This window comes from Devosia alba, assembly GCF_039938915.1.
Classification (GTDB): Bacteria; Pseudomonadota; Alphaproteobacteria; order Rhizobiales; family Devosiaceae; genus Devosia; species Devosia alba.
This window is the reverse complement of the sequence record NZ_JBDUUI010000009.1, coordinates 152,800-179,225: the sequence shown is the minus strand read 5'-3', so window position 1 is coordinate 179,225 and position 26,426 is coordinate 152,800. Positions and strand designations below refer to the sequence as shown.

24 protein-coding genes and 2 riboswitches are annotated in these 26,426 nt (G+C 62.9%); of the genes, 17 read left to right on the top strand and 7 right to left on the bottom strand.

Annotated features, from left to right (window positions below):
* Window positions 1-162: 162 nt before the first annotated feature.
* On the bottom strand, window positions 163-834 hold the full coding sequence (locus ABFY71_RS14290; RefSeq protein WP_347946688.1) for a class I SAM-dependent methyltransferase: 672 nt from the start codon (window positions 832-834) through the stop codon (window positions 163-165).
* An 87-nt stretch (window positions 835-921) separates the two neighbouring features.
* Here ABFY71_RS14290 and ABFY71_RS14285 point away from each other — a divergent pair, with 87 nt between their 5' ends.
* The 3 genes from ABFY71_RS14285 to ABFY71_RS14275 all read left to right on the top strand — a co-directional run bounded on the left by ABFY71_RS14285 (window position 922) and on the right by ABFY71_RS14275 (window position 3,649).
* A complete protein-coding gene (locus ABFY71_RS14285; RefSeq protein ID WP_347946687.1) occupies window positions 922-1,824 on the top strand; it encodes a LysR family transcriptional regulator in 903 nt (300 codons plus the stop codon).
* 204 nt (window positions 1,825-2,028) lie between these two features.
* On the top strand, window positions 2,029-2,949 hold the full coding sequence (locus ABFY71_RS14280) for a phosphotransferase family protein (RefSeq protein WP_347946686.1): 921 nt from the start codon (window positions 2,029-2,031) through the stop codon (window positions 2,947-2,949).
* Between the two features lie 235 nt (window positions 2,950-3,184).
* The gene (locus ABFY71_RS14275; protein WP_347946685.1) at window positions 3,185-3,649 is read left to right on the top strand and encodes a GNAT family N-acetyltransferase; all 465 of its coding nucleotides are present in this window, start codon (window positions 3,185-3,187) and stop codon (window positions 3,647-3,649) included.
* Between the two features lie 167 nt (window positions 3,650-3,816).
* Here the strand turns inward: ABFY71_RS14275 and mutY are convergent, their stop codons facing one another.
* On the bottom strand, window positions 3,817-4,869 hold the full coding sequence (gene mutY, locus ABFY71_RS14270) for an A/G-specific adenine glycosylase (RefSeq protein ID WP_347946692.1): 1,053 nt from the start codon (window positions 4,867-4,869) through the stop codon (window positions 3,817-3,819).
* Between the two features lie 137 nt (window positions 4,870-5,006).
* Here mutY and ABFY71_RS14265 point away from each other — a divergent pair, with 137 nt between their 5' ends.
* From ABFY71_RS14265 to ABFY71_RS14250, 4 genes are all read left to right on the top strand, one after another.
* On the top strand, window positions 5,007-5,528 hold the full coding sequence (locus tag ABFY71_RS14265) for a DUF721 domain-containing protein (protein ID WP_347946684.1): 522 nt from the start codon (window positions 5,007-5,009) through the stop codon (window positions 5,526-5,528).
* Between the two features lie 84 nt (window positions 5,529-5,612).
* On the top strand, window positions 5,613-6,398 hold the full coding sequence (locus ABFY71_RS14260; RefSeq protein ID WP_347946683.1) for a thioredoxin domain-containing protein: 786 nt from the start codon (window positions 5,613-5,615) through the stop codon (window positions 6,396-6,398).
* 36 nt (window positions 6,399-6,434) lie between these two features.
* Window positions 6,435-9,890 carry a chromosome segregation protein SMC gene (gene smc, locus ABFY71_RS14255; protein ID WP_347946682.1) on the top strand — a complete coding sequence of 1,152 codons (3,456 nt, stop codon included), beginning with the start codon at window positions 6,435-6,437 and terminating at the stop codon, window positions 9,888-9,890.
* Window positions 9,891-10,785: 895 nt separating this feature from the next.
* The gene (locus ABFY71_RS14250) at window positions 10,786-11,904 is read left to right on the top strand and encodes a baeRF11 domain-containing protein (RefSeq protein ID WP_347946681.1); all 1,119 of its coding nucleotides are present in this window, start codon (window positions 10,786-10,788) and stop codon (window positions 11,902-11,904) included.
* Window positions 11,905-11,953: 49 nt separating this feature from the next.
* On the opposite strand, the gene ABFY71_RS14245 is transcribed toward ABFY71_RS14250, so the two are convergent.
* Window positions 11,954-12,283, bottom strand: coding sequence for a c-type cytochrome (locus ABFY71_RS14245; RefSeq protein WP_347946680.1), 330 nt, complete (start codon window positions 12,281-12,283; stop codon window positions 11,954-11,956).
* A 721-nt stretch (window positions 12,284-13,004) separates the two neighbouring features.
* Here ABFY71_RS14245 and ABFY71_RS14240 point away from each other — a divergent pair.
* The 9 genes from ABFY71_RS14240 (at window position 13,005) to gcvPB (ending at window position 20,641) form a co-directional block, all read left to right on the top strand.
* Window positions 13,005-13,403 (top strand): AtpZ/AtpI family protein, encoded by a 399-nt coding sequence (locus ABFY71_RS14240; protein WP_347946679.1) that lies wholly within the window; start codon window positions 13,005-13,007, stop codon window positions 13,401-13,403.
* Window positions 13,404-13,414: 11 nt separating this feature from the next.
* Window positions 13,415-14,191: a F0F1 ATP synthase subunit A gene (locus ABFY71_RS14235; RefSeq protein ID WP_347946678.1), complete on the top strand. Its 777-nt coding sequence runs from the start codon at window positions 13,415-13,417 to the stop codon at window positions 14,189-14,191.
* Window positions 14,192-14,257: 66 nt separating this feature from the next.
* Window positions 14,258-14,485: a F0F1 ATP synthase subunit C gene (locus tag ABFY71_RS14230; protein ID WP_108462026.1), complete on the top strand. Its 228-nt coding sequence runs from the start codon at window positions 14,258-14,260 to the stop codon at window positions 14,483-14,485.
* Between the two features lie 103 nt (window positions 14,486-14,588).
* Window positions 14,589-15,218, top strand: coding sequence for a F0F1 ATP synthase subunit B (locus ABFY71_RS14225; protein WP_347946677.1), 630 nt, complete (start codon window positions 14,589-14,591; stop codon window positions 15,216-15,218).
* Window positions 15,219-15,223: 5 nt separating this feature from the next.
* Entirely contained in the window at window positions 15,224-15,706 is a 483-nt protein-coding gene (locus tag ABFY71_RS14220) for a F0F1 ATP synthase subunit B family protein (protein WP_305579711.1), read from the top strand.
* 246 nt (window positions 15,707-15,952) lie between these two features.
* Window positions 15,953-16,040, top strand: a riboswitch (glycine riboswitch).
* Window positions 16,041-16,140: riboswitch (glycine riboswitch) on the top strand.
* Window positions 16,141-16,198: 58 nt separating this feature from the next.
* A complete protein-coding gene (gene gcvT, locus ABFY71_RS14215; protein WP_347946676.1) occupies window positions 16,199-17,368 on the top strand; it encodes a glycine cleavage system aminomethyltransferase GcvT in 1,170 nt (389 codons plus the stop codon).
* A 10-nt stretch (window positions 17,369-17,378) separates the two neighbouring features.
* Entirely contained in the window at window positions 17,379-17,744 is a 366-nt protein-coding gene (gene gcvH, locus ABFY71_RS14210) for a glycine cleavage system protein GcvH (protein WP_305579713.1), read from the top strand.
* 9 nt (window positions 17,745-17,753) lie between these two features.
* Complete coding sequence (gcvPA, locus tag ABFY71_RS14205) at window positions 17,754-19,097, top strand: aminomethyl-transferring glycine dehydrogenase subunit GcvPA (RefSeq protein WP_347946675.1); 1,344 nt, start codon at window positions 17,754-17,756, stop codon at window positions 19,095-19,097.
* Window positions 19,094-20,641 carry an aminomethyl-transferring glycine dehydrogenase subunit GcvPB gene (gene gcvPB, locus ABFY71_RS14200; RefSeq protein WP_347946674.1) on the top strand — a complete coding sequence of 516 codons (1,548 nt, stop codon included), beginning with the start codon at window positions 19,094-19,096 and terminating at the stop codon, window positions 20,639-20,641. Before gcvPA ends, gcvPB begins: the two co-directional genes overlap by 4 nt.
* A 79-nt stretch (window positions 20,642-20,720) precedes the next feature.
* Here the strand turns inward: gcvPB and ABFY71_RS14195 are convergent, their stop codons facing one another.
* The 3 genes from ABFY71_RS14195 to ABFY71_RS14185 form a co-directional block, all read right to left on the bottom strand.
* The gene (locus ABFY71_RS14195; RefSeq protein WP_305579716.1) at window positions 20,721-21,308 is read right to left on the bottom strand and encodes a hypothetical protein; all 588 of its coding nucleotides are present in this window, start codon (window positions 21,306-21,308) and stop codon (window positions 20,721-20,723) included.
* 22 nt (window positions 21,309-21,330) lie between these two features.
* Window positions 21,331-21,825: a peroxiredoxin family protein gene (locus ABFY71_RS14190; RefSeq protein WP_305579717.1), complete on the bottom strand. Its 495-nt coding sequence runs from the start codon at window positions 21,823-21,825 to the stop codon at window positions 21,331-21,333.
* Between the two features lie 126 nt (window positions 21,826-21,951).
* Entirely contained in the window at window positions 21,952-22,773 is an 822-nt protein-coding gene (locus ABFY71_RS14185) for a protein-disulfide reductase DsbD domain-containing protein (protein WP_347946673.1), read from the bottom strand.
* Between the two features lie 129 nt (window positions 22,774-22,902).
* Between ABFY71_RS14185 and ABFY71_RS14180 the strand changes: the two genes are divergently transcribed.
* Window positions 22,903-23,478 (top strand): YqgE/AlgH family protein, encoded by a 576-nt coding sequence (locus tag ABFY71_RS14180; protein ID WP_347946672.1) that lies wholly within the window; start codon window positions 22,903-22,905, stop codon window positions 23,476-23,478.
* Here the strand turns inward: ABFY71_RS14180 and ABFY71_RS14175 are convergent.
* Window positions 23,475-26,354 (bottom strand): putative bifunctional diguanylate cyclase/phosphodiesterase, encoded by a 2,880-nt coding sequence (locus ABFY71_RS14175; protein WP_347946691.1) that lies wholly within the window; start codon window positions 26,352-26,354, stop codon window positions 23,475-23,477. The genes ABFY71_RS14180 and ABFY71_RS14175 overlap by 4 nt on opposite strands.
* Between the last annotated feature and the right edge of the window lie 72 nt (window positions 26,355-26,426).

The following is a 26,426-nucleotide window of genomic DNA, read 5'->3' as shown; positions in this document are numbered from 1 at the left end:
CGACACTCCGCTGATCCGAGAGCCAATCTGAGCCAAATCATCTGACGACGGACACTGAGATGTACAATCTGAGCGCAGTCTGATTTTCGACGGCTACTTCCCCAGAACCAGACAGTCCCCTCCCCACCCCATTTCGGTCTTCGCACGTCGACCGGCGCAATCCTACTGCCGGTCTTCATCCACGAATTGTTCTGGCTCACGGTTTTTAGCCACGATAAACGGACGCGTCTCCGAACCCTTGGTCGCGTGGTTCTCGTGTGCGACGATGTCCAATCCTTTGCCCACGATCATCTGCGTGAGCTCTCTCGCGCCAAAAATGGCGACATGCGGCGCCTTACCCACCGAGCGCATGGCAGGAAGCAGGACGCGTCGGATCAACACGTTCATTTCTCCCAGACAGGGCGTTTTTGATATGAACACCCCCTGCGGCTTGAGCAGGCGAGCTATCGTACGCAAAGTAGCATCAGGGTCGCGGACGAGATGCAAGTAATTGTACGCCAGGATGATATCGAAGCGATGGTCGTCATCTGCCAAATCCTCGGCGACAGCCGGACGAAACGAAAGGCATGGGACAGGGTCCTCGTCGAGTTTTTGCCTGGCGATGCCAATCATCCGTTCTGAGATGTCCGTTGCAAGATAGGAGCCAACCGAGCCGGCGAGGCGCAGGGCAGTTGTTCCCGTGCCGCAGCCGAGTTCGAGCACGCGGTGGTTTGGCTGCAGGAAGCTGCGCGTGCGCTCCAGTGTGCGCTCGTATCCGCCCGGATCAGCAATTTTGGAGGCGGCATAGCGCTCGGCAGTTTTGTTCCAGAAACGCGCGTCGTCAGCTGCCGTCATGTCATGCTCCAGTTTTCTGGGCAGAAACTAGCATATACATTTAGCGCGACAATTGCCTAATTCTGCACAATCCATATACATAAAACCATGAAGCCACTCGACTGGAATCTGCTGCGCGCTTTCCATGCAACGGCCACCCTGGGTTCGCTGTCCGCAGCGGCACGTCGGCTCGCGCTCACCCAGCCGACGTTGTCTCGCCAGATCCTTGCGCTTGAAGCGGACCTGGACGTGGCGTTGTTCGAGCGGATCGGGCGCAAATTGTTTCTGACCTCTACCGGGAGCGTGCTGCTTGAGCATACCAAGCTCATGGGCGAAGCGGCAGAGGCCGTTTCCCTGTCAGCTGTCGGCGATGTGCAAGCGCTTGGCGGGCGGGTGAGCATATCGGCTACCGATACGTATTCGGCCTATGTCCTGCCCGACATTCTCGCCCGCATCCGGCTGGAAGCGCCACAGCTCACCGTAATGGTATTGGCTTCCAATGACCTGAGTGATCTTCACCGACGTGAGGCCGATATAGCGATCCGCCACGTTGCACCCGATCGGGACGGGCTTCTGGGGCAAAGACTCCCCGATACTGAAGCTCATTTCTACGCGTCCAACGAGTGGGTCAGGCAGAACGGCATACCAGCCGATGGAACTGCACTGGCGCGCTCCGGCCTCATCGGCATGGACGATATTGATCAGTTTGCGGCCTATATGAGCGCGATCGGCGTTCCCATGGCGGCGTCGGACTTCCGGCTGCTTTCCAATTCCGGAATTGCCGTCTGGCAGATGGTGCAAAACGGCCTCGGCATTGCGGCCATGCTGCGCGAAGTTGCCGATCGGACTCCAGAGGTAACGCGGCTGCCCCTCGACTTGCCGCCGATTGTGGTTCCTGTCTGGCTCGTCACGCATCGGGGTTTGGCGTCAAGTCCCCGCATCCGTCTCGTGCAGAAGATCTTGAGCGAGGAATTGGCGCACACGATCCAGCCACGATCCAGCGCGCTGTAGACTGATTTCCGCTTTGCCCGGGGGCCACTCCGGCCGCAGGTGGTCCGCTGTCCACCCCGTTGCCGCCATTGCCTCGACCAGGGCGGACCGGCCGCTTCTGCGAAATGGCAATGGCAGCCCGAACGGCAATATTGGGGCGCATTGCCCGAATCCATTTCGGCCATTGGGCTGGCTGTCAAGAAACCACGATTCCAGACGTAACGGTTGACCACGCTTCTGCCAAACGCACATGTTGGCGCCTTCCTTCAGACTGAGAGCTCATTGATGCAGAAACAATGGTCCGACGGACAAGTGCTCTCGCACCTTAGATGGGAAAACGCGCCGCTTGTCGGCGAGGGTGGCGAAGCGCGGGTGTTCGACATCGGCGGCGAACGAGTTCTGAGATTGGTGCGGCCTGGAGGGCAAGCAGATGCTCAACAAAAGCGCGCAGAGCTTCTGCGGAAAACTTCCGCCGGACACCCAACCGCAGCCTTCAGAACGCCCAGAGTGATCGACATCTGCCAGGTTGGCGGGCGCGTGGCGGTCATCGAGGAAAGGCTGCCCGGCGTTACTCTGGCCGTCGCCTTAAAGACTGCTCAGAACCGGGCCCGCCATCGCCTCATTTGCAGCTATCTCGACGCTGCAGCGTCCATTGGCGATATCGACGTTCACCTGCCATTCTGGGGCGATATTGTTGCGCCGCCCGGCATTCGAGCCCCGACCTACAGGACGTACCTCATTGACAAGCTGCGAAGCGTTCGGCCCGTCAGCGGGCCTCTGGCTGATCTTGTAATGGCGCAGCCCGAGGTCATGCCGGACTGCTTGACGCCGTCCTTGGTGCACTTCGATATCTTCCCTGACAACGTGCTGGTGGAAGCAGGCAGTGTCAGCGCAATAATTGACTTTGGTGCCTCTTCCAAGATGGCCGACAGGCGCCTCGATGTCTGGTCGGCAGTCGCCTATCTCGATCAGGAGATTTCGCCGTCGGCAACCGACAGTGACAGAAACGTGGCTCTGGACTGGCTTGAATCAAAGGGCTTGGACAGCGATTATCTCAGTGCGAAGCGATGGATAGCCAGTTCTTGGTGCTTTGCGCATGACGATCCCGCCGTGCGATCCTGGTGCCGGCGGGTGCTGTCCACTTAGGTGTATCCTCGGATATTTGCAGACCGTCGGCAAACCACCCCGTTGTCGCCCTTGCCAGCCTGTCGCGGGGACGACCGCTTTTGGAATACGGTCGAGCCCGCGCCAATGGTTGAAATGGGGCGCGTATCGGCCCGGCAGCAGTCGACTCCATACAAGCCTTTCGAACGTCCCCGTGTGTTGCCCAGAACCGGCCAGCCACGTATGAAAACTTGGCAGCTGTTGAGGGGTGGGTGAGATGAAGATCAGGCAAGCGGTAGTTGATGATTTCGAAGCAATTCGCGAGCTCTGGTTTGAATTTGAAGCACACTTAGGCTCCCTAGAAGCGCCGAAGACTGTTGACCCCGATGACTTTGAGGTAATGCGGTCGCTTGCCTTTTCCGATTTGCCCACGTGCCACTTTCTTGTGGCGGAGACCGATGCGGGTAAGCTTGCTGGGTATCTGACCTACTTTGTGGGTGTGCATACTGATGAGCTCGCCCGCTCCATACACGTCGATGATCTTTTCGTCCGCGCAGAACACCGAGGTAGTGGGTTGGGTCGAGCGTTAATGGAGCAGATAAGAATGTACGCCAAGACGATAGGTGCAACGCGACTTTTTTGGACCGTTTGGCAGAAAAACAAGGCCGCCCAGGAGTTCTATGCCAAGCTGGGTGCGGAGCCATTCGAGGAGGAAATTTTGATGTCCTGGAAAGTTGAATAACGACTTTAGCTAGGTGCTGATGTGAAGCAGGTCGACATTTAGGTGGACCATTCAAACCAGTGTGCCTCAACGACCGCTCTATGTGCGGGCAAACCAGAACCAGACAGTCCCTACCCACCCCACCCCGGCCAAAGCCTCGCCCCCTCGGAAGGGACCGCTCGGGAGCTCTACTCCAGCCCCGCCGCGGCCAGTACCTTGCGGAACAGGGTTGGCAGGGCTTCGCCCCGAAGCGCGGCGGGTTCGGACCACCAGCCGCCGGCCAGCGTTTCGGGCGGCACTTGCGCCGACCAGATTTCGAGCTCGAGCCGGAAATGGGTGAAGACATGCACCACCTGGCCGCGATGGGACCAATCGGCTGCGAGCGGATAGCTGACGTCGGCCAGCTCGGCGCTCCAGTCTGATCCCGGCACCTCGGTCATGCCGCCCAGCAGCCCCTTGGCCGGCCGGCTCTGCAAATAGACGTCGCCGGCGTGGTCAACCATCACAAAGGCATGGCCCTTGCGCACCGGGCGATCGGCCTTGGCGGGTTTGATGGGGTAGCGTGTCGGATCGCCCTGGCGGGTGGCGATGCAGCCAGGCTGGATCGGGCAGAGCAGGCAGGCGGCGGCGCGGGGCGCACAGATGGTGGCGCCCAGATCCATCATGGCCTGGGCAAAATCGCCGGCCCGCGCGGGCACCGAGGCCTGCAGGGCGGCGCGCAGTTCGTCCTTGGCCTCCCGCACCGGCACCGCAACCGCGTAGTAGCGCGCCAGCACCCGGTCGAGATTGCCATCGAGCACGGCGATGGGTTCATCAAAGCAGATCGCGGCAATGGCGGCGCTGGTATAGCTGCCGATGCCCGGCAGGGTCTGCAGCGCCGCAGAGGTCGCGGGGAATTTGCCGGCGTGATCATTGACCACCGCCCGGGCGCAGGCGTGCAGGTTTCTGGCGCGGGCATAATAGCCCAGCCCGGCCCATTCCTTGAGCACCGAATCCAGCGGCGCGGCAGCCAGATCAAACACTGTCGGCCACAGGCTAGTGAAGCGGGTGAAATAGCTTTTGACCGTGGCCACGGTGGTCTGTTGCAGCATGACCTCGCTCAGCCAGACCCGATAGGGATCGGGAAATTGGCCGGCCACCCGGTCGGCTGGGGCAATGCGCCAGGGCAGATCGCGGGCATGGCGGTCATACCAGGCGAGCACGGCCGAGGCGTCGACGGGGGCGGGGTGGGAGAGCTGCATGTCCATCCGATACCCCTACCCCGGCCCGCCCCACAAGGGGGAGCGGGTCACATCCGGTTCAGACGGCGATCTCGCCGCCACCCCGATCTGGCGCCCGCCCCCTTGTGGGGTTGGGGGGGTGGGGGTATGGCTTCTGCATGGCCAAAGACGATCTCCCCGAGCCCAAGCGCCGCAACCGGACCATGAGCGTGGCCGATGTGCTGGCTGGCGCGCTCGATCCGGTGCTGAAAAAGCGCGGCTTTGCCAGTCGCGACATCATCGCGCATTGGCCGGTGATGGCGCCCAAGCCCTATGACGAAGTGGCAATCCCGGACAAATTGAGCTGGCCGCGCGGTGAGCGCAGCGCCGAAGGGGCGACGCTGGTGCTGCGCTGCGTGCCCGGCCATGCGCTGGCGATTGCCCATGAAGGGGAAAAAATCGCCGCCGCGATCAACCGCTATTTCGGCTTCGTGCTGGTGGGGTCCGTGCGCCTGTCGGCCGAGCCATTCACCCCCGGTTCAGGCAAACAGGAACAGGCTCCCTATCAACCGAGCCCAGGCGTGCAGGCCAAGGTCGGCGCGCAATTGGCCGGGGTGGAAAACGAGGAGTTGCGCGAGGCCTTGCGCACCCTGGGCCATGCCCTCTCCAGCCGCTCGGAGCACAAGGGGGGCCAGGGGTGATCACCGAGCAGTGATGCATCTGCCCACTTGCTCCCAAATTTGACTTGTATAGTGTCGCCGAAATCAAAAACAGGAGCGTTAGCTGTGAATTTTACCCGCCGTGACACCCTTATGTTGGCCGCTGCCGCATCGGCTCTGAGCCTGTGTGGGGTCGCCACCGCCAACGCTGCTGAAGGCGATGTCATCGCCGTCGACAAGCTGATGGCGCCCGCCGGTGACTATGTCGACCACGTTCAGGGCAGTGAAACCGCGCCCGTTACGGTGATCGAATATGCTTCGCCGACCTGCCCACACTGCGCCGACTTCGCCAATGACGTGCTGCCGGGCTTCATCGAGTCCTATGTCGATACCGGCAAGGTCAAGCTGATCGTGCGCCCCTTCGTCCGCAACGTGCTCGACGCGGCCGTCTTCATGCTTGCCGAGGCTGCCGGCCCGACCAATTACCACAATGTGCTGTCGACCTTTTTCAAGACCCAGACCACCTGGGCCAGTTCGCAGACGCCCCGCGACGCCATCCTGGACATTGCCAAGCAGCTGGGCTTTACCCAGGAAACTTTCGATGCTGCATTGACGAATCAGGACCTGTTTACCCGGATGGAAGCGGTGCGGGATCAGGCACTGAACGATTTCGGCCTCGTGGGAACTCCGACATTCTATGTCAACGGCACAACGCTTAGTGGCGACAAGACGCTGGAACAGCTGGCGGCGGCAATCGACCCGCTGGTGCCTGCCGATTTCGTTGCCTCGGCTCCTGCCCCTGCCCCAGATGCCATGGCTCCAGCAGACGCCATGGCGCCCGCTGCTGACGCGATGGCGCCAGCAGACGCTATGGCCCCGGCAACCGATGCGATGGCTCCCGCTGCGCAATAGGCTGCGTTCCGGCAGCGCCGCCCCGGTGGCGCTGCCATGAAATTCTCCCGCCTCAAGCTGCATGGCTTCAAGTCGTTCAGCGACGAAACCACCCTGGTGATGGAGCCCGGGCTCACCGGCATTGTCGGCCCCAATGGCTGTGGCAAATCCAATCTCGTGGAAGCCATGCGCTGGGTGATGGGGGAAAGCTCATACAAGGCGATGCGCGCCTCGGGCATGGACGACGTGATCTTTGCCGGCTCGGGCAATCGCCCCGCCCGCAACTCCGCCGAAGTCACGCTGGTGCTCGACAATAGCGACCGCACCGCCCCCGCCGCCCTCAACAATGCCGATATCCTGGAAGTCACCCGCCGCATCGAGCGCGAGTCCGGCTCGGTCTATCGGGTCAATGGCAAGGAAGTGCGCGCCCGCGACGTGCAATTGCTGTTTGCCGATGCCTCCACCGGCGCCCATTCGCCCGCCATGGTGCGGCAGGGCCAGATTGGCGAGCTGATCTCGGCCAAGCCGACCGCCCGCCGCGCCTTGCTCGAAGAGGCCGCCGGGATTTCCGGGCTGCATTCGCGCCGGCACGAGGCGGAACTGCGGCTGCGCGCGGCCGAGGCCAATCTCGAACGCGTCGATGACATTATCGCCCAGGTCGAGACCCAGCTCGAAACCCTCAAGCGCCAGGCCCGGCTCGCCACCCGCTATCGGGCGCTCAGTGGCGATATCCGCCGGACCGAAGCCACCCTGTTCCATATCCGCTGGGTCGCGGCGCGCTATGCCGAACAGGAAACCGCGGCGCAGCAGGCCGTGCTGGTGCGCGAACTGGCTGACGCCACCCATCTCGAACTGCAGGCGCAGAACAAGCTCGCCGCGGCCGATGCGGCGCTGCAGCCGCTGCGCGAACGCGAGGCCGTCACCGGCGCGGTGCTGCAGCGCTACACCATCCTGTCCGAACAACTGGCCGATGAGGCACGCCGGGCCGGCCAGCGGCAGGCCGAGCTGGAAGACCGCATTCGCCAGCTCACCGCCGATGGCACGCGCGAAGGCGAACTGGTGGCCGAGAGCGAAACCACGCTGGAGCTCTACGCCGAAGAACTGGACACATTGCAGGCCGAGGGCGAGGCCGCGCAGGACGATTTCGACAAGGCCCGCAGCGAAGCGGCGGCGGCTTCAAGCGCGGTGGCGGCTGCCGAAGCCGAGGCCCGCAGCGCCGCTGACGCACTGGCCGAGGTGCGCGCCCGCCGCGACCAGGCTGCCCGCAGTGCCAGGGAGGCGGCCGGTCGCATCGAGCGGCTGACCCAGCAAATTGCCGAGGTCGAGACCGAAGCCCGCAACATTGCCGCCCGGCTCGACGCCGACGAAACCTTGGCGCTGAAGCGCGCCGCGCTGGCGGCTGCACAGGAGCGCACCGCCGAGGCCGATCAGGCCGCCACGCAGGCCGAAGAGGCCACCGCCGTGGCGCAATCGAAACTCGACGGGGCCCGCCCGCGCCTGGCCGAAATCGACGCGGCGCTGAACCGGCTGGAAGCCGAAGCGGCGACGCTGGGCAAGATGCTCAATGTCGGCGCGGGGCTGTGGCCGGCCATTGTCGACGAACTCAAGGTCACCCCCGGCTACGAAACCGCGCTGGGCGCCGCACTGGGCGATGATCTCGATGCCAGCTCGGATGCCGGCGCGCCCATGCACTGGTCGGTGCCGGTCGATCACAGTGATGACGCCGCCCTGCCCCAGGCCGCCGAGCCGCTCAGCCGCTATGTCACCGGCAGCGCCCTGCTCAAGCGCCGGCTCGACCAGATCGGGCTGATTCACGCGGTCGATGGCCCCAGCCTGATGCACGCGCTCAAGCCGGGCCAGCTTCTGGTGACGCTGGAAGGCGCGGTGTGGCGTTGGGATGGGTTCATCGCGGCCGCCGACGCGCCGAGCGCGGCGGCACAGCGCCTGGCGCAGCGCAATCGGCTGGCCGAACTGGACGAGGAAATTGCCCGCGCCAAGGGCGAACGCAACAGCTGGAAGCGCGATGTCGATGCGCTGGTCGCCGCGCTCGATGCGGCCCGGCAGGACGAGCGGCAGCAGCGCGAGGCCTGGCGGGCGGCGCAGCACGCCATTGGCGCGGCGCAGCTCGACGTCGATCAGGCACAGCGCGCCATTGGTGATCTGACCACCAGACAATCCACGCTGGAAGAGGCCCGCGTGCGGCTGGGCACCAGCCTGGGCGAAGCACAGGTCCAGCATGGCGATGCCGGGCGCGCGCTGCTTGCCGCCGGGACCGAAGGCGATGCTGCCGGTATTGCCGAGGCCAGACAGCGCGTTTTGGTTGCCGCCCGCGAACGTGCCGATCAGGCCCGGCTCAAGCTGGGTGGCTTTGAGACCGCGGCCCGCCTGCGCGACAGCCGCCTGGCCCAGCTCGAGCGTGACACGCAAAGCTGGCGCCGCCGCCGCGACAGCGCCCTGGCCCAATTGGCCACGCTGGATCAGCGCCGGGCTGAAGTCAGCGCGCAACTGGCCAGCACCAGCCAGACCCCCGATGGTTTTGCCGCCCGCCGCGTCCAGCTCGACGCGCAGATCGAGACGGCAAAAATCGAACACCAGGCGGCCGGCGACCGCTTCAACCTTGCCCAATCGGAACTGCGCGAGGCCGACAAGGCACTGCGCGCCGCCAGCGACACGCTCAGCAATGCCCGGATCGAGCTGACCCGCATTGACGAGCGGATCAAGGGCTTCATCGCCCAGCGCCAGCAGATCGAACGCCAGATTGAAGAGACCCTCGACATTCCCGCCTCAAGGACCCTGGAAGCCTCGGGCATCCGCCCCGAGGAGGCGCTGCCCTCCGAAGCGGCCACCGAGCAGAAGCTCGACCGGCTCAAGGCCGAGCGCGAGCGGCTGGGCGGGGTCAACCTGTCGGCGGAAAAGGAAGCCACCGAAGTGCAGGCCAGGCTCGATCTGATGGTCAGGGACAAGACCGACCTGATCGAGGCCATCGCCAAGCTGCGCACTGGCATCTCCTCGCTCAACCGCGAGGGCCGCGCCCGCCTCAACGAGGCCTTCGTCAAGGTCAATGTGTTCTTCCAGGAGCTGTTCACCACGCTGTTTGGCGGCGGCACGGCCGAGTTGAGCTTTGTGGAAAGCGATGATCCGCTCGAAGCGGGCCTGGAAATCATCGCCCGCCCACCGGGCAAGAAGCCGCAGACCATGACCCTGCTCTCGGGCGGCGAACAGGCGCTGACCGCCATGAGCCTGATCTTTGCCGTCTTCCTCACCAATCCCGCGCCGATCTGCGTGCTCGACGAAGTCGATGCGCCGCTCGACGACGCCAATGTGGAACGCTTCTGCAACCTGCTCGATTCCATGCGCCAGCGCACCAATACGCGCTTCATGGTCATCACCCACAACCCGATCACCATGAGCCGCGTCGACAGATTGTTCGGCGTCACCATGGCCGAACGCGGCGTCAGCCAGCTGGTCTCGGTGGACCTGACAACGGCGGAGACGTTCTTGGAGGCGGGGTGATGTGCAGTGACGCATAACCAGCACATGGAAGCACAGGCTGACTCTTTCGGAGGCATATAGTGCAGTCCGGTGAGATATGGCTCAGAGAGAGATCGCGAGAGGCAGTTCTGGATGTTGCGAAGAAGGACTGTCGAAATTGGTGACGTTTTTCAAATTCTGACGTCCGAAGGCGTTTGCTATGGCCAAGTGATAAACACGCATCCAAAATGGAAGTTCATCATAGCGGTATTTTGAGAATTCTACTCGAAGGAGCCAGAAGCGTTCGAGGATCTGGTTTCGAAAGAGCCCCAATTCATCACCACTTTCCTAATCCAGCATGCAATCCGACGAGGTTTGTTTTCCTTGGTAACCAATGTACCGGTTGCTCCGTCGCTGAGAGACTTCCCGATTTTCCGTAGTACCAATAACCTCAAGGGTGATGACACCATGTGGTTCTTTTGGGACGGAGAAAAGGAGTGGAAAGTGCAGCGTCCACTGACCGATGACGAAAGAAGATACCCAGTAGGTCCGTCTTTGCCGAGTGCTCCACTGCTGATCGAGCGCATCGAAACGGACTGGCGCGCGGAGCGGGATCATATTGGATGTCCCATGCCAAGTGGGGCGCCCCATCCGAATTCGAGGTGACGGCGACGAGGGCGACCTGGGCCTGCATGCACATCAGGCGGTCGGTGCGCTCCGGATTTGCAGCGGCCGATACTGATTCATGTGAATGGTGATTGGCGCAGGTTTCTCAGTCACAGGGGAGGATTGAAGGGCGCGCAACAATAATGGTTTGCGGGATAGGGTTCAGTTCGCACGTGCGGCAAAAGCGCCACTGAGGCGATTGTTTGAAACGATTTCCCGCGCGGGCGGTTAAGACTGTAGCTGAATGGATTTGTTCTCTGAAAGGACCGATATGCTTTATGTAGACATTCCCGACCGCGCTGAACTTGCAGCCCTGATGGAGGCCCGTGCCGACGCCTGCGTGTCCATCTATCTTGCAACCACGGCGCAGACACAGGATATCGACAAGGCGCGCATCGAGTTCGGCAATCTGACAAAGCAGGCCAGCCAGCAGCTGGAAGACGCCGGTTTCGACAAACGGCGCCTCGCCAGCCTGCACGAGCTGTTTGACGATATTGCCGATGACGATGCGTTCTGGCGCTTCCAGGCGACCAGCCTTGCCGTTTTGGCGACACCGGACCGGGTTCGCACCTTCCGACTGGCCAATCGGGTCAACAGCAGCGTGGCGGTTTCCGATCGGTTCCACCTCAAGCCACTGTTGCGGGCGGTGACGTTCCCCCATGCCGCCGTCGTGCTGGCGCTGTCGGAAAATGCCGTCCGAGCCGTGGAAATCGCGGCGGATTCGGAGGTGCACGAACTCAAGATAGCCGATCTGCCCAAGGACGCAGCCAGTGCGGTGGGTAAATCCACCATCAATGACCGCTCGCACAGCCGGCGCATCCATGGCTCCGAAGGCCAGAAAGTCCAGCTGACAAAGTATATTCGGGTGGTCGAGGGGGCCTTGCGCCCGGTATTGGCGGGCAAGGGCCTGCCACTGATCCTGGCGGCCACCGAGCCCCTCGCCTCGCTCTTCCGGTCGGTCGCCAATCTGGAGGCGCTGCCGGGAACGGTCACCGGGGAAATCGACACCATGAGCGAGGCCAATCTCGCCGACGCGGCGCGGCCAGTGCTCGATAAGTACTACCGGACCAAGATAGACGCGTTTTTCGAGCGATTCGAAGCGCGCGCCTCGGATGGACGGGCAACAACCGATATGTCGGACGCCGCCCGCGCTGCCACGTTCGGCGCCATCGACACGCTGCTGGTGGATATGGACAGCGTGGTCAATGGGACGGTGGATGATGAAAGCGGGGCCATCGTGTTCAGTGAAGAGGAAGGCGCTGCCAGCTATGGCATTGTCGATGAGATCGCCAGCCGGGCCTGGCTGTCGGGCGCCCAGGTGATGGCCGTGCGCAAGGAGGATCTGCCCGAGGGCCAGGAACTCGCTGCCATTCTACGGTACCGGGTATAAAGTCTCACGGTGGCTTGCCCGGCACTGCCGGGCGATGCTCCCGAACACCCTAAGTCTGGGGTTCCAGCGATTTGAGATAGTCGATGATCGCCGAGGCCTGTGCGGGGTCGAACTCGAATTGCGGCATTTCGGGATGGGCGGTGACGATGCCCTCGACCAGCGCCTCGCTGAGAAACGACACATCGTAAAGCAGATGCAGGTCGCGAAAGTTTGGGGCCCCGGCCAGCGGGCTGTCGCCGGTCGCCCCGGTGGCATGACAATCGGCGCAATACATGGTCACCAGCGCCTGCCCTTCCTCCACCGGGGTGGGGTCCTGGGCGGCGGTCGAGCCGATAGTGGCGGCCAGGATGGCGGCGGTGATCATACCCTTGGGCAGCATGACAGGAATTCTCCGGTTTCAAAGCGAGACTGAAAGGGCGATTCCTCAGACGCAGTCCATTGTGAACCACCCTATACCGACAGCGTGGCGGCATGGTGTTCACGATCAACGAGCCACGGTGTTTTGACAAGCAGCTATCCATCTTGTCCCCGCCGCCAAAACTGCGCGCATACTGCCGCCATCACCCCGCACGGGCGGCCTGCAGGCGAACAGTGGTGGGGTGAGCTGGGTGGGAGGCGCCTCTTCCACAGGTTCCAAGTCCGGCCGTGAGGGGGCGAGCGACCCCCATGCCGCCGGACAGTTCCAAAAACCAGCGCTCCGAGACGGCTCTTGTCTCATTTTATTTTACTCAAGAGGCGAAAGCCGTCTCGGGGTCCGTCTTCGCAGGTGGTCTGCGAAGCAGATGAAAGGCTCCAGTGGAGCCTTTCAAACCAAGAAGGCCATGAGAGCTATGCTCGAATGGCGAGTGACAACCGCACTGCAGGCGGCGCTTCGGCATGCCCTTGGGTGGTAGAATCCCCCTATCCCCGCCCCGACTTCGCCATGATCGCCGGTGGACAGCATGCCGCACCCCCGCGACAAGCTGAATTTCTGTTACAGATCAACATGTTACAGTCGGTAAGGTTGTCTTGACACTCTCAGACCCCACTACTATGTTGCGCGCGACTTAAAAGGCGTCCCCGAAATAGCGGGGAGAAAGCCGGCCGAGGGGAGCAAGCGGATGGCAAAACCGCAAGATACCAAAGGCCAGCCGGACAGCGCCAACGGGGTGACGCACGATCTTGCATCGCGCATTGCCTCAGCCAAGCGGGACCGCGATATCGAGGACAACAGAGCCTCGGCAGAAGCATCCCCGGCGATGAGCGGTATGGCGCGTGGCATGCGCATCGGTACCGAGTTCATTGCCGCGATCCTGGTGGGTGCCATTATCGGCTATCTCATCGATCTTGGCCTGGGAACCAGCCCCTGGGGCTTGCTCATCATGCTGTTGGTGGGCTTTGCTGCTGGAATACTCAATGTCACCCGTGTGGTGGCACAAATGAATGCCGCATCGCCAGCCCCGCCGGGGTCCGATCTGGGACCTGGCGAGGACGGTGAAGACAATAATGATGACGCTTAGAGGGCTCTATCTTGGCCGGTACTGATCCGATCCACCAATTCGTCATCGAGGACATGTTCCCGCTGTTCACCCTTGGCGGTGACGGCACTGCGGGTTCTGGCCTCAGCTTCGCCTTTACCAATTCGGCGCTGTTCATGGTCGCCACCGTGGCCATTATCGGGCTCTACCTGATCCTGTCGACCGGCTCCAAGAGCGTGATCCCGGGCCGGGCGCAACTGCTCAGCGAACTGGTCTATGGCTTCGTCGCCAATATGGTGCGAAGTGCCGCCGGCACCGCCGGCATGACCTTCTTCCCGCTGGTGTTCAGCCTGTTCACCTTCATCTTCGTGGCCAATATGCTGGGCATGGTGCCGTATTTTTTCACCGTCACCAGCCACATTATCGTCACCTTCGCGCTGTCGATGCTGGTGTTCCTCACGGTCATCATCTACGGCTTCGTCAAGAACGGCCCGAAATTCCTCAAGCTGTTCGTACCGGCCGGCGTGCCCGGCTACATCCTTCCCATCGTGGCGCCCATCGAGTTCATCTCGTTCATGAGCCGCCCGATTTCGCTTTCCGTGCGTCTGTTCGGCAATATCCTTGCCGGTCACATCACGCTCAAAGTCTTCACCGGCTTCATCGTCACCATGGGCAGCCTGGGTTTCCTGGGCATCCTGGGGTCGGCGTTGCCGCTGATCATGGCCGTCGCGCTGACTGGTCTCGAATTCCTCGTCGGTGCGGTTCAGGCCTATGTCTTCGCAGTCCTGACCTGCATGTATCTCAACGACGCGATCCACCCATCTCACTAACTACCAGTCACGGCGGGCTGTTCCGCCAGAACCCCCGCTTAAAAGTCGCTTGAAAGGACTAATATTATGGAAGCTGAAGCCGCAAAGTACATCGGTGCCGGTATTGCTTGTTTCGGTATGGCTGGCGCCGCCATTGGCGTGGCCAACATTTTCGGCAACTTCCTGTCGGGCGCCCTGCGCAACCCGTCGGCAGCGCCAAGCCAGTTCTCGAACCTGATCTTCGGCTTCGCCGTGACCGAAGCTCTGGGCATCTTCTCGTTCCTGGTTGCCCTGATCCTGCTGTTTGTCGTCTAGGACTGACACGGCGATCACGATTTTCCGCAGCCGGGCTCGTTCCGGCTGCGCGTTCTTCACCGGCATATCTGCCGGCTGACCGAATTTAACGGGACCTGACCTGATGGCAACGCAAGCCTACGCCCAAGAAGCGGCTGTACCGGCCGAAGAGCTCGTCGAGGCGCCTGGCGCCACCGACGCACCTCACGCCGATCCGACCGCCGACACCCATGCCACGACCGAAGCATCGGGTGGCGAGCATGGTTCGGATGTGTTCCCGCCGTTTGACCCCGCAACATTTCCATCGCAGCTGCTGTGGCTCGCCATTACCTTTGGCGCCCTGTATCTGCTGATGAGCAAGATCGCCCTGCCCCGCATTGGCGGCATTCTGGAGAACCGCAAGGCAATCATGGACGCCGATCTGGCAGCCGCCGATGCCTCGCGCCAGCAGACCGACGCGGCCATTGCTGCCTATGAGGCTGCCCTGGCTGCCGCCAAGGCCAAGGCCCAGGGCATTGCCAATGAATCGCGTGAGGCGATCCAGGCCGATCTGGCTGCCAAGCGCAGCGCCGTCGAGGCCGATCTGAGCGCCAAGGTGAGCGAAGCCGAAGCCCGCATCCTGGTCACCAAGACCGAGACACTGACCCATGTGGACGAGATCGCCACCGAAACCGCCCAGACGGTGGTGAGCCAGCTGGTCGGCGACGTCTCGGCTGATAGCGTCCGCGCTGCGGTCGCCAAGGCCAAGGAGTAAGCGAGATGGAATTCGACAACAGCTTTTACGCCCTCGTCGCGCTGATCATCTTCCTCGGACTCGCGCTGTATTTCGGCATCCACACCATCATCGCCAAGATGCTCGACGCCCAGATCAAGAAGATTGCCGACGATCTGGCGGAAGCCAAGAAATTGCGCGAAGAGGCCGCTGCCCTGCTGGTGGAGTATGAGCAGAAGCGCGTTGCCGCCGAGAGCGAGGCGGCCGGCATCATTACCGCTGCCAAGGAAGAAGCGACGCGGCTGACTGCCGAAGCACAGACCGCGCTGGCGGATCTGATCACCCGCCGCACCAAGTCGGTGGAAGACAAGATCGCCCAGGCCGAGGCCCATGCTGTCGCCGAAGTACGCGCCCGCTCGGCCGATGTGGCCATCGAAGCGGCTCGTCTGGTGCTGACCGACGAGATGAACCGCAAGGGCGGCCAGGTCGTCGACAAGGCCATCGCCGATGTCGGCAACCGCCTGAACTAGGCGTCGCGCCGATTCAAGATTTGAGGGCGGGCATTTATGCCCGCCCTTGTCGTTTGCGGTAGACTCTCAGCTCCCCGCCTGACCTCCCCCTTCAGGAGGAGGGACGGAACGGTGGGTGTGGCATGAGCGTGCCGAATACTGGATCTGTCCTTCCCGCTTCAGGGGGAGGTTAGGTGGGGGTATCCGAGCAAAGAAACACCTTCGCCATATCCCGAGATTGACGCCTCGCGGAATCTCCAGCATGGTGCGCCCACTGCGGGAGAGACTGGATTTCTCCGGCGCCGAAGGAGCAACCGCCCCGGAAACTCTCAGGCCAAAGGACCGTAGTAGGCTACAACTCTGGAAAGCGGACCGGCACATTGCCGGGTCCCACCGAAGGAGCAACCGGCGCTCAGCCGGGAAATCTCTCAGGTGTTCAGGACAGAGGGGGCACGGAATTCGCCGCAAGGCGAGTGTAGTCGTGTCACCGAGTTCAGAATCCGGGATGTGTTGATGGCCCAAACCTCAGCCGAATCGCTCAAGACCACGCCGCTCTACGGGCAGCACCTGGCCGCCAATGGCCGCATGGTGCCGTTCGGCGGATATTCTCTCCCCGTGCAATATGCCTCCGGTATCATGGCCGAACACAAATGGACCCGCGAACATGCGGGGCTGTTTGATGTCAGCCATATGGGGCCAGGCTTTTTGACGCTCAACAATCCCGGCGGCGACGCCGAAGCCGATCACGCCGCCGTCGCTGCCATCATCGAACCGCTGATCTGTGGTGACATCACCGGCCTCAAGCCCGGCAATATCCGCTACACCATGCTGCTCAATGATCAGGGCGGGGTTATCGATGACTTGATGGTTGGCCGCTCGCCCCTGTTGGGTGGCGCGCTCTATATCGTGGTCAATGCCGGCACCAAGGATGGCGACTTCGCCATCATCGAGGCGGCAGCGGGCGACAAGGCCAGGCTGATGCGCGCCGATGCCGACAATGCGCTGCTGGCGCTGCAGGGTCCCGAGGCCGTGCAGGTGCTGGCCCGGATCGCGCCCGGTGTCGAAGACCTCAGCTTCATGCAGTACCGCGCTTTCGACTGGAGCGGCGAACGCCTGATCATCTCGCGCGCTGGCTATACCGGCGAAGACGGTTTTGAAATCCTGGTCTCTGCCGCCAGTGCCGCCAGGCTGTGGGATGCCCTTTTGGCCGACGATCGCGTCCAGCCAGTGGGCCTGGGCGCCCGCGACAGCCTGCGCCTCGAAGCCGGCCTGCCGCTCTATGGTCATGACCTGGATGCAAGTGTTTCGCCCATTGAGGCAGGATTGGGCTTTGCCGTGTCCAAGCGCCGTCGCGAGGCCGCCGATTTCCCCGGTGCCAGCCGCATACTGGCCGAGCGCGACGGGGCGCCCGGCCGCATTCGCGTCGGCCTGATGGTCGAGGGCGCACCGGCCCGCGAAGGCGCTGAGATCCTTGACGCTGCCGGCACCATCATTGGCGCGGTCACCAGCGGCGGCTTTGCCCCTTCGCTGGGCAAGACCATCGCCATGGGCTTCGTGCCGCCCAGCCATGCCGAAATCGGCACGGCGCTGCAGGTGAGCGTGCGCGGCCGTGCCCAGGCCGCCACAGTGGTACCAACGCCCTTCGTACCGCATCGTTATTTCCGCAAGTCCAAAGCCAGTTGAGAGATCAGCCATGACCACCAAGTTCACCCCGGACCACGAATATATCCGCGTCGAGGGATCGACCGGGATTGTCGGCATCACGCCCTACGCACAGAACGCGCTGGGCGACATCGTCTTTGTCGAACTGCCCAGCGTCGGCAAGGTGCTCAAGAAGGGCGACGAGGCCGCCGTGGTCGAATCGGTGAAAGCGGCTTCGGAAATCTATGCCCCGGTGGCTGGTACCGTTTCCGAGATCAACGAGGCGCTATCGGGCGAACCCGGCCTGATCAATACCGATCCCGAAAGCGGCGGCTGGATCTACAAGATCACCATCGCCGATGCCAGCGAGCTCGACGGCCTGCTCGATGACGCGGCCTATGCCGAACTGACCAAGTAACGGACAAACATGCGCTACCTCCCCCATTCCGCAGCCGAACGCGCCGAAATGCTTGGCGTTATCGGCGCCGCCAATATCGACGCCCTGTTCAGTGCCGTGCCCAAGGGCGCGCTCAAGAGCTTTGATCTCGGCCTGCCCGCCCATAGTCCCGAATTCCTGGTCGAAGCGCATATGAAGGCGCTGGCCGGCCAGAATCATGCCGGGGCCGATGGTCCGTTTTTTATCGGCGCCGGCGCCTATCGCCATCATGTGCCGGCCACGGTCGATCACCTGATCCAGCGCTCGGAGTTCCTCACAGCCTATACGCCCTACCAGCCGGAAATCTCGCAGGGCACGCTGCAGATGCTGTTCGAGTTCCAGACCCAGGTGGCCAAGCTCACCGGCATGGATGTGGCCAATGCCAGCATGTATGACGGCTCCACCGGCACGGCCGAGGCCGTGCTGATGGCGCGGCGCCTCACCAAGCGCAACAAGGTGGTGCTGTCGGGCGGCCTGCATCCGCATTATCGCGACGTGGTGAAGGCCTATCTCAAGGACGACAGCGATCTCGAATGCCTGTCGGCCTCGCCCGAAGGCCAGGGCGACATTCTCGATCATATCGACGAAGAGACCGCCGCCATCGTGGTGCAGACGCCGGACTTTTACGGCCATCTGCGCAACATCAAGACTGCGGCCGACGCGGCCCATGCCAAGGGCGCATTGCTGATCGTGGTGATCACCGAGGTGGTCTCGCTGGGCCTGCTCGAAGCCCCGGGCGCACTGGGCGCCGATATCGTGGTGGCCGAGGGCCAGTCGATCGGCAATGCGCTGAATTTTGGCGGGCCTTATCTGGGCCTCTTGGCCACGCGCAAGGAATTCATCCGGCAAATGCCCGGCCGGGTCTGTGGCGAGACCGTCGACGCCGAAGGCCAGCGCGGTTTCGTTTTGACGCTGTCGACCCGCGAGCAGCATATCCGCCGCGAAAAGGCGACGAGCAATATCTGCACCAATTCCGGGCTGTGCGCCCTGGCCTTCTCCATCCACATGGCGCTGCTGGGCGAAGCCGGCTTCACCCGCCTGGCCCGGCTCAACCACGCCAATGCCTGCAAGCTGGCCGATGCGCTCGAAGCGGTGCCCGGGGTCGAGGTGCTCAACAAGAACTTTTTCAACGAAATGACCATTCGCACCAGCACGCCTGCCGCTGCGCTGATTGAGCGCCTGGCCCAGCGCGGCATTCTGGGCGGCGTGCCGGTGAGCCGGCTGGAGCCGGGCGATCCGGGGGTTGCCAATCTCATCGTGCTGGCCGCAACCGAACTGACCACTGAAGGCGATATCGCCGCGCTCTGCGCTGCGTTGAGCGAGGAACTGGCATGAGCATGAACAAGCAAGGCCGCCCTACCGGCACCGGCACCTCAGACTTCGCCTCCACCTCGGGCTCGGCGCTGCTGCCCAATGAACCGCTGCTGTTCGAGATCGGCGATACCGAGCATTCCGGTGTCGATCTGCCCGACGCAACGATCACCAATGCCCGTCTGGGCGGCTTCGAACGCAAGATGCCGCTCGATCTGGCCGGCCTGACCGAACCGGAAGCGATGCGCCACTACGTCCGCCTCAGCCGCCTCAACCACTCGATCGATTCTGGCATGTATCCGCTGGGCTCGTGCACGATGAAGCACAATCCGCGGCTGAACGAGAAAATGGCCCGCCTGCCCGGCTTTGCCGATATCCACCCGCTGCAGCCGGTTTCCACCGTGCAGGGAGCGCTCGAGCTGATGAACCAGCTCAGCCACTGGCTGATGACGCTGACCAATACCTCGGCCGTGGCGCTCACCCCCAAGGCCGGCGCGCATGGTGAACTGCTGGGCATGATGACGATCAAGGCGGCGCAGCAGGCGGCCGGACAGGGTCACCGCACCATCGTGCTGGTCCCCGAAAGCGCGCACGGCACCAATCCGGCCACGGCAGCGTTCCTGGGCTACTCGGTCAAGTCGATCCCGGCCCGTTCCGACGGCACGGTCGACGTGCAGGCGGTCAAGGATGCACTGTCACCCGAAGTGGCGGCGATCATGCTGACCAACCCCAATACCTGTGGCCTGTTTGAGCCGCAGGTGATCGAGATTGCGCAGGCGGTCCACGATGCCGGGGCGTTCTTCTACTGTGATGGCGCCAATTTCAACGCCATCATGGGCGTCGTTCGCCCGGGCGATCTGGGCATCGACGCCATGCACATCAACCTGCACAAGACCTTCTCGACGCCGCATGGCGGCGGCGGGCCGGGTGCCGGTCCGGTGGTGCTGTCGGCAGCGCTGGCGCCGTTCGCCCCAGTGCCCTTCGTGCGCCAGGGCAGCGATGGTCTGGAGCTGGTCGAACACACCGAAGGCGAGGCGCTGGGCCGCATCACTGCCTTCCAGGGCCAGATGGGCATGTATGTCCGGGCGCTGACCTATATGCTCAGCCATGGCGGCGACGGGCTGGCACAGGCGGCGGAAGATGCCGTGCTGAACGCCAATTACATCAAGGCACGGCTGGGCCATGTGTTCTCGGTGCCGTTCCCCGATTACCCGACCATGCATGAGGCGCTGTTCGATGACAGCTTCCTCGCCGGCACCGGTGTCTCCACGCTCGACTTTGCCAAGGCGCTGATCGACGAGGGTTTCCACCCCATGACCATGTATTTCCCGCTGGTGGTGCATGGGGCCATGCTGGTCGAGCCAACCGAGAGCGAATCCAAGCAGACGCTGGATCACTTCTGCGATGTGATGGAAGAGTTGGCGCTCGATGCCAAAGCCGGCAATGCGGCGCGCTTCACTGCGGCGCCGCTCCACGCGCCCCGCCGCCGTCTCGACGAAACCCGCGCGGCCCGCGCGCCGATCCTGAAATGGGAACGGCCCGAGGAGCTGCCCCAGGCAGCGGAGTAGTCGTCATAGACGATGCGCCGAACAGAAAGGCCCGCGGACTTGTCCACGGGCCTCTCAACTAAGCGATACTGCGGAAATTTCAGCCGCGGGTGTCGAAGCCAACCCAGATGACAATGTCCTCGCCGCCCAGATAGGGGATGGCGACATTGTCGATCACCTTGACGAACTCGGCCGAGCGGGCGGGTGCGGTGATGGCGACGGGAATGGTGTATTTTTCCGAGAAGATGGCCTGGCCATCGCGTTCGACGGCAAACCGGATCGGGGCATTGACGCTGGTCTGCTTGCCCTGGGGCCCGAGCAGGACCCGACCGGTCACGCCCATATTGACGGTAATCAGGCCATTGGAAACCACGCAATTGCGCGTGCTTTCGTCGATCACGCCCTGATACTGCAGCGCTCGCGCATCGCCGGTCTTGCCGCTGCCATAGTAGAACATCGCCTCGCTGCCGGGGCGCACGCGGATGGGCGGACACTGGGTGGCGATGGCGGGCAAGGCGCTGCTCTGGGCCTGCGCCACGGCAGCCGGCGTGGCAGTGGCGTTCTGCAATGTCTGGGTCTGGGCGGCATTGCCGCCGCCAAACATGCTGCCCATCGAGCAGCCGGCCAGCACGGTTGCGGCGGCAGCGGCGGCCGTCAAGCGCAGGGACAGGGTCGTGAAAACGGTCATCAGCAAATCTCCGAACGCGATACTAGACGGTGCCGGCTTCAAGGGCCATCAGAATAGCGGGCGCACCGCTGGCGCCAACGCCGGGGGCGTCTTCGAGAAAGACCGCGTCGACAACACCATCTCGGATGATCATGGCAGCGCGGGCAAAACGCTGGCCCATGCCGGCAACAGAAAGATCCTTGGCCAGGCCAAGCGCCTCGGCCAGTGCGGCATTGCCGTCAGCAACAAAGTCAATCTGTCCCAATGCGCCGCTGGCTTCGGCCCAGGCCTTCATGACGTGATGGTCATTGACCGAAGCGCAGACGACACGGTCGACGCCGGCAGCCTTGAGCTTGGGTAGATTGGCAAGGAAGCCGGGCAGATGATTGAGGTGGCAAGTGGGCGTAAAAGCCCCCGGAACGGTGAACAGCACCACCAGCCCCTGCCCCAATACGGCGTCTGAAGTGGTGTCGACAAAGCCATCAGCACTGACAAGCTTGGTCGGTACGGACGGTAACGAACTGCCGCGTTCAATCATATTTCGATAGGCCCCTGCATATGGCTACCCCAGGGGCAGCACTTCGCCTCGCTCAACACAAGTGTCCGGAATATGCGGCTTTGTCACCACAAACAAGGCCTTGCCGGCCTTTCCCCTTAACACTCGCTAGTCGGCTGGTGAGACCGCGACGGACCGGTTGATTTCAAAAGCGCCCATCTCCGTCATGAAGGTGAGCTCCACCGGCTGGTTCGCCAGATCAGTCTCGCCATCATCCCCCAGCACCGGGATCAGCACTAGGTTCGGTTCCGGGCTTTTTTGCGGCGCGCCGAACAGCGGCTGGCCGCTTGCCGTCGCCGCAATCAGCGAGTTGGGGTCGAGCGCCGCATCGCTGACGGGAACTTCGAGCATGCCAGACTGGGCGTCATAGACCACTTCGCCAATCGGCTGGGTATCTTCATCCCAGTCGATGGGCGCCATGGCCACGGCCTGACGCAGTCGCAGACCGTTGGCCTGGTCGGGTGTCGGGTCTGCCAGGGCCAGTGAAAAGCGCGCCTGGGCGGGCACACAGATGTCCGAGCAGATGCCGAGCACGGCCGCCATCTCGGCATGGGTTGCGCCGGGGGACAGCGTCACCTCGATCGGCAGCACGGTGGGACCGTAATAGACATAATCGGAATACCCACCCTGGCTCGACAGCGTCGGATAGGGCCAGAGAATTTGATGATCGATCACCGCAGGTGAGGTGCTGAAGTCGAGCTCGGTGGGCAGTCCGGTTTCGCCGGGCACCCGCCAATAGGTCTTGGTCGTGACCGGCATGTCGATCTCAAGCCCCAGCAGCATCTTGCCATTGGGTTTGATCTGTCCTGTGCTGATCAGACGCAGGTTCACGCCGGGGGCAACTTCCTGCCAAGCGGTCTCGCCCGCGAAAGCAGGCTGGGCAAGCAGGGCGAGAGCGGCAGCGGCAGCGGCGAGGAATGATGGGCGCATGGCATTGCCAATAGCGCAGGACAGCATGAAGAAACAGCTACGGGCGCATCAGGCCTTCGTGAAGACCACTGAACCGCTTTGCTGCCTGCCGAACTTGGCAGGACAGGTGCAGACGCCTACATTGCAGTCATGAACTCACTTGAAGGACAATTCCTGATCGCCATGCCCGATATGGACGATGAACGCTTTGCAGAAAGCGTCATCCTGCTCGTCGGCCACGGCGATGAGGGCGCCATGGGGCTCGTGGTCAATCATGAGCTGGAAAACCTGCGCTTTGCCGACATCATCGATGAACTCGATCTGGGTGATCCCGACAGCGTCATCCGGCTGCCCGACACAATCCGCCAGCGCGCCGTGATGCGGGGGGGGCCCGTCGAGAGGGGACGCGGCTTCGTGCTGCACTCGTCCGATTACCGGAGCGGCAATACCTATGCCGTGGCGGACGGGGTCAGCCTGACGGCAACACTGGATGTGCTCAAGGCCATGGCCTTTGGGCCGCCACCGGCGTCCGCCCTGTTCGCGCTGGGCTGCTGTGGCTGGAGTGCGGGCCAGTTGGAGGATGAGATTGCCCGCAATGGCTGGCTGACGGCGCCATTCTCGCCCAAGCTGCTGTTCGAGACGCCGGTAGCGGACCGCTATGATGCCGCTTTGGCCAGTCTGCATATCACCCGGGCCTCGCTGAGTCCGGATGCGGGACACGCCTAGCGGCCGAGTTGCGTGGCCAGTTTCTTGCCGAATTCGGGGCCGGTCATCGCCGCACCAAACGCATAGCCTTGGGCATAGCGACAATTGAGCGTACGCAGGCGCTCAAGCTCTTCCTGGCTCTCAACGCCCTCGGCGATCACCATCAGATCGAGATCACTGGCCAGCGTCACGATGGACTTGATGATTGGGGTCTGGGTGTGGGCAATGCCGGTGCCTTCACTCAGCTTCACAAAGGCCTGTGGAATCTTGATGGTGTCGAACGGGAAGCGGTGCAGATAGCTCAGTGAGGAATGGCCGGTGCCAAAATCGTCGAGCGCCAGACCCAGGCCGAGATTGCGCAAGGCCTGCAACATATAGGCGGAGTGCTCCGGATTGGTCATCACCTGACTCTCGGTGATCTCCAGCTTGAGGTGGCGGGCCAGTTCCTTGTCCTGGCTCACCAGGCTGCGCATGTCGTTGAGCAGGGTTTCGGTCGCCAGCTGGGTCGGCGAGAGATTGACCGAGATGAAGAAGTCCTCGGGCAGGCCAAAGGCGGTCATCCAGTCCTTGGCCTGGGCGGCGGATTGCTCGAAGGCGAGCCGGCCGAGCTTTTCGATCTGCCCGGAGCGTTCTGCCAGCGGCACGAATTCGTCCGGATTGACGACGCCGCGGGTGGGGTGGGTCCAGCGCATCAGCGCCTCGGCCCCCACCATCTGATTGGTCTGGATATCCATCACCGGCTGAAACTGCACATGCAGTTCGCCGTGCTTCATGCCCCGCTCGAGATCTTCCTCGCTGGCGCGGTTATAGGCGGCAATCGACCGTGCCGAAGCCCGATAGGCCTCGATCCGGTCACCGCCCAGCCGCTTGGCGTAATACATGGCCAGTTCAGCATCGCGCAGCACATCGGCGGCTTCGGCAGGATTGCTGTCATAGATGGTTACCCCGATCGAGGCGGTCAGTGTCAGGTCGCGGTCGCCAAAGTTGAAGGGGGCCTTGAGGGCCTTGCGGATCTGCTCGGCGGTCTCGGCGATCTTTCCGGCGGCCTGTTCGGACGCCAGAATGACGGCAAACTGGTCCCCGGTAATGCGCGCCACGGTGTCGAGCGGGCGCATGACGCGGGTAATTCGGCGCGAAATGGCCAACAGAACCGAATCGGACGCAGCGTGTCCAATGCGTTCCTCAAGCTCCATGAAGCGGTCGATGTCGATCAGGAACACGGCCGGCTTGGTGCCGCCGGGGAGGCGGGCACGGACCAGCGCCCGCTCCAGCCGGTCAAGCAGCAATTGCCGATTGGGCAGGCCGGTCAGGCTGTCATGCACGGCGTCGTGCAGCAGGCGCTCGCGCGAGGCGCGGTCTTCGGTGACATCCTGCAGGGTCCCGACGATGCGGTTGACCTGGCCGTCGCCGCCCAAAACCGGCTTCACGCGCATACGGAAGGAACGGTAATTGCCATCATGGCCGGCCACGCGCATATCGGCAGACACCTTGCCGCGCCGCAGTTCCACCAGCGTATCAAAGGCGGTGCGGAAGCGATCACGATCATCGGGATGCACGCGATCGAGCCAGAGCTTGATGGCACCGCGCAGCGCGCCGCGCTTTTCCCCCAGCCGAATCGCCAATTCGTCGCTGACGGCGACGCGATCGCGCTCAATGTTCCAGTCAAAGACAAAGTCGCCCGAGCCGGTCAGGGCCAGCGCGCGCCGCTCGACCTCGGACAGGGTGCCGATGGTGACCTGACCTTCTGAGAAGGCGTGCTGCACGGCGGTGAAGCCGAGCAACATGACGATCAGCACCAGGCCACCGCCAACGGCAGGCTGTGCCACGTCATTGGAGACCTGACCGGAAACCACCAGCCAGGAATAGAACAGCCAGGCAATGACGATGATCCAGGTGGGCACCAGCAAGACGGCGCGGTCGTAGCCGCGCAGGGCCAGCAGCAGGATCAGGAAGAAGCCCGACAGGCCCAGCAAGACCAGCACCAGGCGTGCAATGGTGGCAGCGATGGCGGGTTCAAAGAAAGCGAAGGCGAACAGCGCCAGGAACAGCGCTGCAAGGCCCAGGGCCAGGTGCACGAAGCGCAGGTGCCATCTGTGCAGATTGAGATAGATGAACAGGAATCCGGCCAGAGTCGTGGCGATGCCTGCCTCAGCGGCGGCACGAAGCGGCTGTACGCCGGTGGCCGACAGACCCAGTAGGCGGCCGAGCACGCCGAAATCGATCAACAAATAGGTCAGCACTGCCCAGGCAACCGCAGCGGTCGCTGGAAACACGCCGCGTCCCTTGACCACGAACATGATGGTCAGGAACACCGCGGCGAGTGAGGCAACGCCCAGCACCACGCCGCGGAACAAGGTGAAAGAGTTGACGTAGTCACGATAGGCATTGGGCTGCCACAGATATAGTTCGGGCAGGCCCTGACCGGTCAATTCGGCGACAAAGGTCACGGTGGCACCGGGATCGAGCGTCACCTCGAAAACATCGGCTTCGGCATCGCTCAACCGCACCGGCCTGATGCCGGCACTGGGGGTCAGGGCGGTGACGCGGTCACTGCCGAGGTCGGGCTGCAAGATACCCGATCCGGGCAGTCGGTAGAATGGCGCCACCAGCAGCCGCTCGATCTGCTGATCGCTCTCATTGCGCAGCGCGAACAGGGCGAAGCCGGGATTGGTGCCCGCTTCGGAGGCGAGCACTTCGATACGGCGGATAATGCCGTCAGCACCAGGTGCGGTGGACAATTGCACGCGTCCATCGCTGCCGGGCCGGACGTCCAGCACATCCGACAGATTGACGGCATTGACGTCGTCGGGAACCGAGATGACTTCCAGGGCAAGAGCGGGGGCGAGCGATGTCAGCGCTAGGGCAAGACACATCGCGAGTGCATAAAGGTGACGCATCAAGGGCGAGTATATCCTGCGGTAGGCTTCATTGTGGCAGCGATCCGACCAAGCGCAAGAAAACTGTCGCGC

What these genes read in the sequence shown, in the direction of transcription:
- ABFY71_RS14285 (WP_347946687.1), top strand. Translation starts at nt 922, where the DNA reads ATGAAGCCACTCGACTGGAATCTGCTGCGCGCTTTCCATGCAACGGCC.
- ABFY71_RS14265 (WP_347946684.1), top strand. Translation starts at nt 5,007, where the DNA reads ATGGCCAAAGACGATCTCCCCGAGCCCAAGCGCCGCAACCGGACCATG.
- gcvT (WP_347946676.1), top strand. Translation starts at nt 16,199, where the DNA reads ATGGCCCAAACCTCAGCCGAATCGCTCAAGACCACGCCGCTCTACGGG.
- mutY (WP_347946692.1), bottom strand. Translation starts at nt 4,869, where the DNA reads ATGCAGCTCTCCCACCCCGCCCCCGTCGACGCCTCGGCCGTGCTCGCC.
- ABFY71_RS14185 (WP_347946673.1), bottom strand. Translation starts at nt 22,773, where the DNA reads ATGCGCCCATCATTCCTCGCCGCTGCCGCTGCCGCTCTCGCCCTGCTT.
- smc (WP_347946682.1), top strand. Translation starts at nt 6,435, where the DNA reads ATGAAATTCTCCCGCCTCAAGCTGCATGGCTTCAAGTCGTTCAGCGAC.
- gcvH (WP_305579713.1), top strand. Translation starts at nt 17,379, where the DNA reads ATGACCACCAAGTTCACCCCGGACCACGAATATATCCGCGTCGAGGGA.
- ABFY71_RS14240 (WP_347946679.1), top strand. Translation starts at nt 13,005, where the DNA reads ATGGCAAAACCGCAAGATACCAAAGGCCAGCCGGACAGCGCCAACGGG.
- ABFY71_RS14220 (WP_305579711.1), top strand. Translation starts at nt 15,224, where the DNA reads ATGGAATTCGACAACAGCTTTTACGCCCTCGTCGCGCTGATCATCTTC.
- gcvPB (WP_347946674.1), top strand. Translation starts at nt 19,094, where the DNA reads ATGAGCATGAACAAGCAAGGCCGCCCTACCGGCACCGGCACCTCAGAC.
- ABFY71_RS14180 (WP_347946672.1), top strand. Translation starts at nt 22,903, where the DNA reads ATGAACTCACTTGAAGGACAATTCCTGATCGCCATGCCCGATATGGAC.
- ABFY71_RS14250 (WP_347946681.1), top strand. Translation starts at nt 10,786, where the DNA reads ATGCTTTATGTAGACATTCCCGACCGCGCTGAACTTGCAGCCCTGATG.
- ABFY71_RS14195 (WP_305579716.1), bottom strand. Translation starts at nt 21,308, where the DNA reads ATGACCGTTTTCACGACCCTGTCCCTGCGCTTGACGGCCGCCGCTGCC.
- ABFY71_RS14230 (WP_108462026.1), top strand. Translation starts at nt 14,258, where the DNA reads ATGGAAGCTGAAGCCGCAAAGTACATCGGTGCCGGTATTGCTTGTTTC.
- ABFY71_RS14290 (WP_347946688.1), bottom strand. Translation starts at nt 834, where the DNA reads ATGACGGCAGCTGACGACGCGCGTTTCTGGAACAAAACTGCCGAGCGC.
- ABFY71_RS14190 (WP_305579717.1), bottom strand. Translation starts at nt 21,825, where the DNA reads ATGATTGAACGCGGCAGTTCGTTACCGTCCGTACCGACCAAGCTTGTC.
- ABFY71_RS14275 (WP_347946685.1), top strand. Translation starts at nt 3,185, where the DNA reads ATGAAGATCAGGCAAGCGGTAGTTGATGATTTCGAAGCAATTCGCGAG.
- ABFY71_RS14175 (WP_347946691.1), bottom strand. Translation starts at nt 26,354, where the DNA reads ATGCGTCACCTTTATGCACTCGCGATGTGTCTTGCCCTAGCGCTGACA.
- ABFY71_RS14245 (WP_347946680.1), bottom strand. Translation starts at nt 12,283, where the DNA reads ATGCTGCCCAAGGGTATGATCACCGCCGCCATCCTGGCCGCCACTATC.
- gcvPA (WP_347946675.1), top strand. Translation starts at nt 17,754, where the DNA reads ATGCGCTACCTCCCCCATTCCGCAGCCGAACGCGCCGAAATGCTTGGC.
- ABFY71_RS14225 (WP_347946677.1), top strand. Translation starts at nt 14,589, where the DNA reads ATGGCAACGCAAGCCTACGCCCAAGAAGCGGCTGTACCGGCCGAAGAG.